General features: G+C 30.7%; 6 protein-coding genes. 5 read left to right on the top strand and 1 reads right to left on the bottom strand.

Features of this window, described 5'->3' with window-relative positions; all coding sequences use genetic code 11:
• Positions 1-9 precede the first annotated feature (9 nt).
• The 3 genes from WBQ70_RS13405 to WBQ70_RS13395 all read left to right on the top strand — a co-directional run bounded on the left by WBQ70_RS13405 (position 10) and on the right by WBQ70_RS13395 (position 3,962).
• Positions 10-1,974: a dipeptidyl-peptidase 3 family protein gene (locus tag WBQ70_RS13405; RefSeq protein ID WP_423915085.1), complete on the top strand. Its 1,965-nt coding sequence runs from the start codon at positions 10-12 to the stop codon at positions 1,972-1,974.
• Between the two features lie 314 nt (positions 1,975-2,288).
• Positions 2,289-2,678: a hypothetical protein gene (locus tag WBQ70_RS13400; protein WP_423915083.1), complete on the top strand. Its 390-nt coding sequence runs from the start codon at positions 2,289-2,291 to the stop codon at positions 2,676-2,678.
• A gap of 405 nt (positions 2,679-3,083) precedes the next feature.
• Entirely contained in the window at positions 3,084-3,962 is an 879-nt protein-coding gene (locus WBQ70_RS13395; RefSeq protein ID WP_423915081.1) for a T9SS type A sorting domain-containing protein, read from the top strand.
• 193 nt (positions 3,963-4,155) lie between these two features.
• Here WBQ70_RS13395 and WBQ70_RS13390 read toward each other — a convergent pair whose 3' ends face one another.
• Positions 4,156-5,226: a branched-chain amino acid aminotransferase gene (locus WBQ70_RS13390; RefSeq protein ID WP_423915080.1), complete on the bottom strand. Its 1,071-nt coding sequence runs from the start codon at positions 5,224-5,226 to the stop codon at positions 4,156-4,158.
• 311 nt (positions 5,227-5,537) lie between these two features.
• Here WBQ70_RS13390 and mnmD point away from each other — a divergent pair, with 311 nt between their 5' ends.
• Positions 5,538-6,206 carry a tRNA (5-methylaminomethyl-2-thiouridine)(34)-methyltransferase MnmD gene (mnmD, locus tag WBQ70_RS13385; protein ID WP_423915078.1) on the top strand — a complete coding sequence of 223 codons (669 nt, stop codon included), beginning with the start codon at positions 5,538-5,540 and terminating at the stop codon, positions 6,204-6,206.
• 120 nt (positions 6,207-6,326) lie between these two features.
• On the top strand, positions 6,327-6,527 hold the full coding sequence (locus WBQ70_RS13380) for a hypothetical protein (RefSeq protein ID WP_423915077.1): 201 nt from the start codon (positions 6,327-6,329) through the stop codon (positions 6,525-6,527).
• Positions 6,528-6,589 lie beyond the last annotated feature (62 nt).

The raw sequence follows: 6,589 nt of genomic DNA, 5'->3' as shown, positions 1-6,589 counted from the left end.
GTTTCAGTTGTGTGTTATGCTCAGAAAGTGAATGATAACAATTCTTTTGAATACCAAGTGGAACAATTTTCAGATATAAAAGTGTTGCGTTATCAAATTCCAGAATGGGATAAGCTAACATTAAAAGAACAAAAACTCGTTTATTATATTACTCAAGCTGGAATTTCAGGTAGGGATATTATTTGGGATCAAAATTATAAATACAATTTAAAAATCAGGAAAGCTTTAGAAAATGTTTATCTAAATTATAAAGGTGATAAAGCCTCTTCGGATTGGGTGAATTTCGAAATTTATTTAAAACGAATTTGGTTCTCAAATGGAATTCATCACCATTACTCTAATGATAAGATCAAGCCTGATTTTTCGCAACAGTATTTTGAAGGATTGTTGAAAATGACAAAAACTACGTTAGAATCTTCTATTGTTGCGGTTTTATTTAACGATAAAGATGGTAAGAAAGTAAATTTGGATGAATCCAAAGGATTACTTGAAGGTTCAGCTATTAATTTTTATGACAAAGGAATTTCACATAAAGAAGTAGAGGGTTTTTATGCTAAAAAGCAAAGTCCAGATCCAGCTAAACCTTATTCATTTGGTTTGAATTCAAAACTCATTCGAAACAAAAAGGGACAATTAGAAGAGAAGGTTTGGAAAAGTAACGGAATGTATGGAGCAGCGATTGATAAAATTATATTCTGGTTAGAAAAAGCAAAAACCGTTGCTGAGAATAAACCCCAAGCAGATGCTCTTGGGTTGCTAATTAAATATTATAAAACAGGTAGTTTAAAAACTTGGGATGATTATAATATAGCTTGGCTTCAAGCTACCCAAGGAAATATTGATTACATCAATGGTTTTGTAGAGGTATATAATGATCCGCTTGGTTATCGAGGTTCTTATGAATGTATTGTTCAGATAAAGGATTTTGATATGTCTAAGAAGATGGAGTTGGTTTCAAAAAACGCTCAATGGTTTGAAGATCATTCTCCATTAATGACAGCGCACAAAAAGAAAAATGTTGTCGGAGTTTCTTATAAAACCATTATTGTAGCAGGAGAAGCAGGAGATGCTTCGCCAAGTACTCCTATTGGTGTAAACTTGCCTAATGCTGATTGGATTAGAGCAACTCATGGTTCTAAGTCGGTTTCATTAGGGAATATTGTGGAATCTTATTCTAAAGCTGCTGGTAAAGGTCGTTTAGAAGCTTTTGCAAATGATCCCGAAGAGATAGAACTGGCTAAAAAATATGGCGAAATTGGAGATAAATTGCATACCGCTTTGCATGAGGTTGTAGGTCATGCTTCGGGACAAATAAACCCAGGTGTAGGGACTCCAAAAGAAACATTAAAAAGTTATGCTTCAACTCTTGAGGAAGGAAGAGCTGATTTGGTGGCTTTGTATTATTTATACAATCCTAAAATTCAAGAGTTAGGCTTGGTTGATGATTGGAGGAAAGTAGGAATGGAATCGTATGATAGTTATATTCGAAATGGTTTGTTGACTCAGTTAATCCGTATCGAATTAGGTGCAAATATTGAAGAAGCACATATGAGAAACCGTCAATGGGTAAGTGCTTGGGTGTATGAAAAAGGGTTGGAAGATAAGGTGATTGAAAAATTAAATCGAAATGGTAAAATCTATATCAACATTACTAATTATGAAAAGTTACACGAGTTGTTTGGTCAGTTGTTAAAAGAGGTACAGCGTATAAAGTCTGAAGGAGATTATGAAGCAGGGAAAAACTTAGTCGAGAATTACGGAGTAAAAGTGGATCAAAAATTACACACTGAAGTTTTAGAACGTAATAAGTTATTTACATCAGCTCCTTATAGTGGTTTTGTAAATCCTATTTTGTCTCCAGAATTAGATGCTAAAGGTAAAATTATAGCTATTGAAGTAAAGCAACCTAAAACTTTTGTAGAGCAGATGTTGTTCTATTCTAAATACTTTAGTTTTTTACCTTTAGAGAATTAGATTTTAACTATTAATAAAATCGGTTTACTTATTATCTTTTAAAGAATATTTTGATGATAAATAATAATCCAATAAAAATAAGAAATCCAATTAGTATTTTGTAATTTCCTTTGTAATGTATTTTATGTAGTGCCAAATCCTTTCGATAGGAATAAATGGCTGCGATTACAAAGGCAACAAAAAAACAAGCTGCAAATACCAATTGTCCAGAACTAAACATAGTTTTTTAATTTTTTATGCAAAAGTACATAATTGTATAAGAATAGTTGCTAATTTGCCTTTTCATTTATAGTTTTTAAAAAAAGTAAGTACTCATGCGTAAACAATTAGATTCAGTCAAAGAATTCCATACTGCCTTCAAAATAGGACATAGCGAAACACCAATTGCTAATTTAGTCCAAGAAAAAAAAATACTCCGTTACAATTTAATGAAAGAGGAGAATGAGGAATATCTTGAAGCGGTTCAAAATAATGATTTGGTAGAAATAGCTGATGCTTTAGGTGATATGATGTATATTTTATGTGGTACGATCATTGAGCATGGTTTGCAAGATAAAATTGAAGCTGTTTTTGACGAAATTCAACGCTCTAATATGAGTAAATTAGATCAAGATGGCAATCCTATTTACAGAGAAGATGGTAAGGTTTTGAAAGGTCCAAACTATTTTAAACCAGATTTTTCTAAGATTCTGAACGAAAAATAAGTAATTAATAATTCAAATAAAGCAAGGCTAGAGTTTATCACTCTAGCTTTTTTTTGTGAATTTATTTAGTATGATTCATTTTTAAGAGCCAAATACTAGTTTGCTTTTGTTCCAGTGGAAGATTTTGTTGAAAAAGATTTTATCAGTTTGAAAAACCATTAAAATTGGAGGTTCAGAAATTATTAATCTAGTAGTTGTCTAGTTTTAAAATGAATTATGTGTATTTTTATGCAGGTTATTTTGCAAATAAAGCAATTGGTTGAGTTTTTGTCTAGTCATATTATAATTAATTAGATATTGTTTAGGTTAAGTTTGTTTTAAGCAAATAATAAGAAGTGGAATGTCTTTACTGTTAAAACTTCTTTTTTATGCTATTAACCAAATATTAACTATATCTTATTTATTATGAAAAAAATTACTTTATTTTTTGCAATGTTTACTTTAATGATTGGAACATCACATTTAAGTGCGCAAACAATACTTAACCAAGTATTTAATACTACTACTTATGCGGCTAGTACCGCTAATGGAAAAACTGCTTGGGTTGGAAACATTAATTTGTTTCAATCAAATTTTGAGTCTTTTTACAGTTATTATGATCCAGGTTTTGCTATAGGAACTTCAATGTCTTTTGCTCAAAATGGTTCTACATTGATATTAGGATCTCCTTCTAATCAAAATGCCCCTGGAGAAACTGCGATGTGGTTTACCTATACAGCAACAGGATTAGAAGTTGGGAAATCCTATGATCTTTCAGCTCTTATTGAGTGTGTTCAATCAAATACAGGTGCTGACTATACGGCGGCCATATGGGAGGGTGCTAGCAGTGCTATACCACCTGCATATAAAACGCAAGCGTATGTCAATACTAATAAGAAGTTAACAAGTACAAGTGGTGCATTGGGAGGTGAACAAACATTAAGTGGAACATATCTTGCTACTGCTTCAACAATGACTTTTGGTATTGGTGCAGCTAAATCTACTGGTGCTCAAACATTCTTTAATAAATTACAGATTAAAAGCTGGAGTATAATTAAAAACACAACATTAGGGATAAATGATACTGTTTTGTCACCAAATAATATTTCGATATCAAAAACAGGAATTACTTTAAATGGTGTTTCTGGTATTGTTCAAGTTATTGATGTGCTAGGTAAGGTATTAGTATCTGGTTCGGTTAAAGCGAATGAGCAATTGAATTATAATTTTTCAAGTGCAACGATGTACTTTGTAAAAGTGTCTACTTCTGGAGGTTCTAAAACTAGAAAAGTGATTTTTAATTAAACGTATAATGTTTTAATTGTTAGTTGTAAGTTATAATTAAATGTTGTGAATCTCTTTATGACTGCGATTAAGTTGTTTGAAAATTAACCGTCTAGATTTATTTTAGACGGTTTTTTTATTGGTTATTTTTTATAATAAAAAAGAGCGATTCCTAATTGGAAAATCGCTCTTTTTTGTTTTGTATGTTATTTAGTTACGAAACTTTAACTGTCCAACCAAATGTGTCTTCTGCTAGTTTGTGTTGAATGTTTGTCAGTTTGTCTTTTAGTTGCAATGCAATTGAATTTTCTATTTTAGGTAATTCATGGTATTCGTTTCTGTATGAAAATCCAGAAATAGGACTTACTACAGCTGCAGTTCCTGCTCCAAATATTTCTTTTAAGGTACCGTTTTTGGCAGCTTCAATGATTTCAGAAACGATTACTGGTCGAACTTCAACATTGATTCCTTCTTTTTTAGCCATATCGATAAGACTTTTTCTAGTCACGCCGTCAAGAATTCTTTCGCTAACAGGAGCAGTAAGTAAAGTATCGTTGATTCTGAAAAATACATTCATTGTTCCAGCTTCTTCTAGTTTTGTATGCGTAGCATCATCAGTCCAGATTACTTGTTGGAATCCTTCTTTATTGGCTAAATTAGTAGGGTAAAATTGACCCGCATAATTTCCAGCAGTTTTTGCCGCTCCAATACCACCATTGGCAGCTCTACTAAAATGTTCTGCAATAAGTACTTTTACTTCTCCAGAATAATAGGCTTTAGCTGGGGATAAAATAACCATAAATTTATAATCGTCTGATGGATTTGCTACAACTCCATGACCTGTAGCTATTAAGAACGGTCTAATGTAAAGGGTGTTTCCTAAACCTTTTTTAATCCATTCATGGTCTAGTTTTAACAATTCATTCAATCCATCGAGGAAGATTTCTTCGGGAACTTCAGGCATTGCCATTCTAACGGCTGATGAATTAAAACGATTAAAGTTTTCATCAGGTCTAAAAAGCCAAATGGAATCATCTTCATCTTTGTAGGCTTTCATACCTTCAAAAATAGCTTGGCCATAATGAAATACACGAGCAGATGGGTCTAACAAAAAAGGAGCATATGGTTTAATGACGGGTTTCTGCCATTCACCATTTTTAAAATCACACTCTAATAAATGATCTGTGAAAACAGAACCAAAGCTTAAATTTTCAAAATCTACTTCATTAATTTTTGAAGTAGCCACTTTGTTTATTTCAATTTTGCTAGTTTGAGTTGTACTCATAGTTGGGTAATATTTTGTTTTATTTTTTTAAAAGTGAATCACTTACACGTCAAAAGCTTTTTGATAGTTGTAAGGAACTTTAATTGTTTAGCAAAATTAAATAAAAAAGACCAAAAAGGCTGTTATTATGTTATTAATTGTGGTAATTAATTGTTAATTATTTATATTTTAAAAATAATATTAAATCCGTGGTAATTTATGTAGAATAAATAATAAAATTAGTTATTTTTCAATTATATGTTTTTGTTTTGGTTATTTTTGGACTGTTTTCTAATAGTAGAACTCTTAAATGTCAGATTAATTCAAAAATTTTGGAGAGAGAAATTATACAAACCCTTGATGGGTCAACAACTATTCATATTAAAGATTGGAATGAAAGTTATCATTCAAAACACGGTGCTATTCAAGAAGCGAAACATGTGTTTATTAAAAATGGTTTGGCTTTGTTTGAAAATAAAGAGATTGCTATTTTAGAAATAGGTTTTGGTACTGGTTTGAATACTTTTATAACTTATATAGAAAGTAAAAGATTGAATCAAAAAATTAACTACACTGGTGTTGAAGGATATCCTATTACTTCAGAGGAATTGCTTGCTATGAATTATATTGAAGAATTAAAAGCAAATCATTTTTCAGTGATTTTTGATAAAATTCATGAATCAGTTTGGGAGCATGAGACTGAATTAGATGCTGATTTTATTTTAACGAAGCGACAACAATTATTTCAAGAAATTAATGATAAAGAAAAATTTGATTTAATATATTTTGATGCCTTTGGTTACCGTGTACAGCCTGAATTATGGAGTACTGAAATTTTTAAAAAGATGTTTGATTCACTAAAAGAAAAAGGTGTTTTAGTAACATATGCCGCTAGGGGAGTTGTTAAAAGAAGCATGATTGAAGTTGGTTTTTCTGTTGAAAAATTAGCGGGTCCTCCTGGAAAGAGAGAAATGTTTCGTGCTACAAAAGGTAATATATAATTCTTCAAGTTTTTTGGATACAATATTTTGATAAAAATACGTTAATTAAAATAGGAAGTGTTGTAGAACAACGTATTTTTACTAAAATTTAAAAGCATATTAAACCTCAAATTCTTAGTTATGTCTAAAGTTATGTTTGATTACACCAAATCAATATTAGAAAGAGTAAGTTTTGATTTGTTATTGTTTAGCAAAGAATTAGAAAAAGCAGTTAAGACGCTGTTGCCATTTGAACTGGAAAAACTAAAGGAATGGTTATTTGAATTTGTTATTGAAAAACCAGAATTAAAACAGTGTTTGTTAATTGTTGAAAATAAATAAAAAAGGAGTCAATTTTGACTCCTTTTTTTTATATCTTTTTAAGTTCTTCTTCTATATAAGGG

Origin of the sequence: Flavobacterium sp., from assembly GCF_049590715.1 — a bacterium.
Lineage (GTDB): Bacteria > Bacteroidota > Bacteroidia > Flavobacteriales > Flavobacteriaceae > Flavobacterium.
This window is presented reverse-complemented; position numbering and strand designations above follow the sequence as displayed.

Excerpts from the sequence above, each read along its gene's own strand:
- WBQ70_RS13380 (WP_423915077.1), top strand. The coding sequence starts at position 6,327 with ATGTCTAAAGTTATGTTTGATTACACCAAATCAATATTAGAAAGAGTA.
- WBQ70_RS13390 (WP_423915080.1), bottom strand. The coding sequence starts at position 5,226 with ATGAGTACAACTCAAACTAGCAAAATTGAAATAAACAAAGTGGCTACT.
- WBQ70_RS13395 (WP_423915081.1), top strand. The coding sequence starts at position 3,084 with ATGAAAAAAATTACTTTATTTTTTGCAATGTTTACTTTAATGATTGGA.
- WBQ70_RS13400 (WP_423915083.1), top strand. The coding sequence starts at position 2,289 with ATGCGTAAACAATTAGATTCAGTCAAAGAATTCCATACTGCCTTCAAA.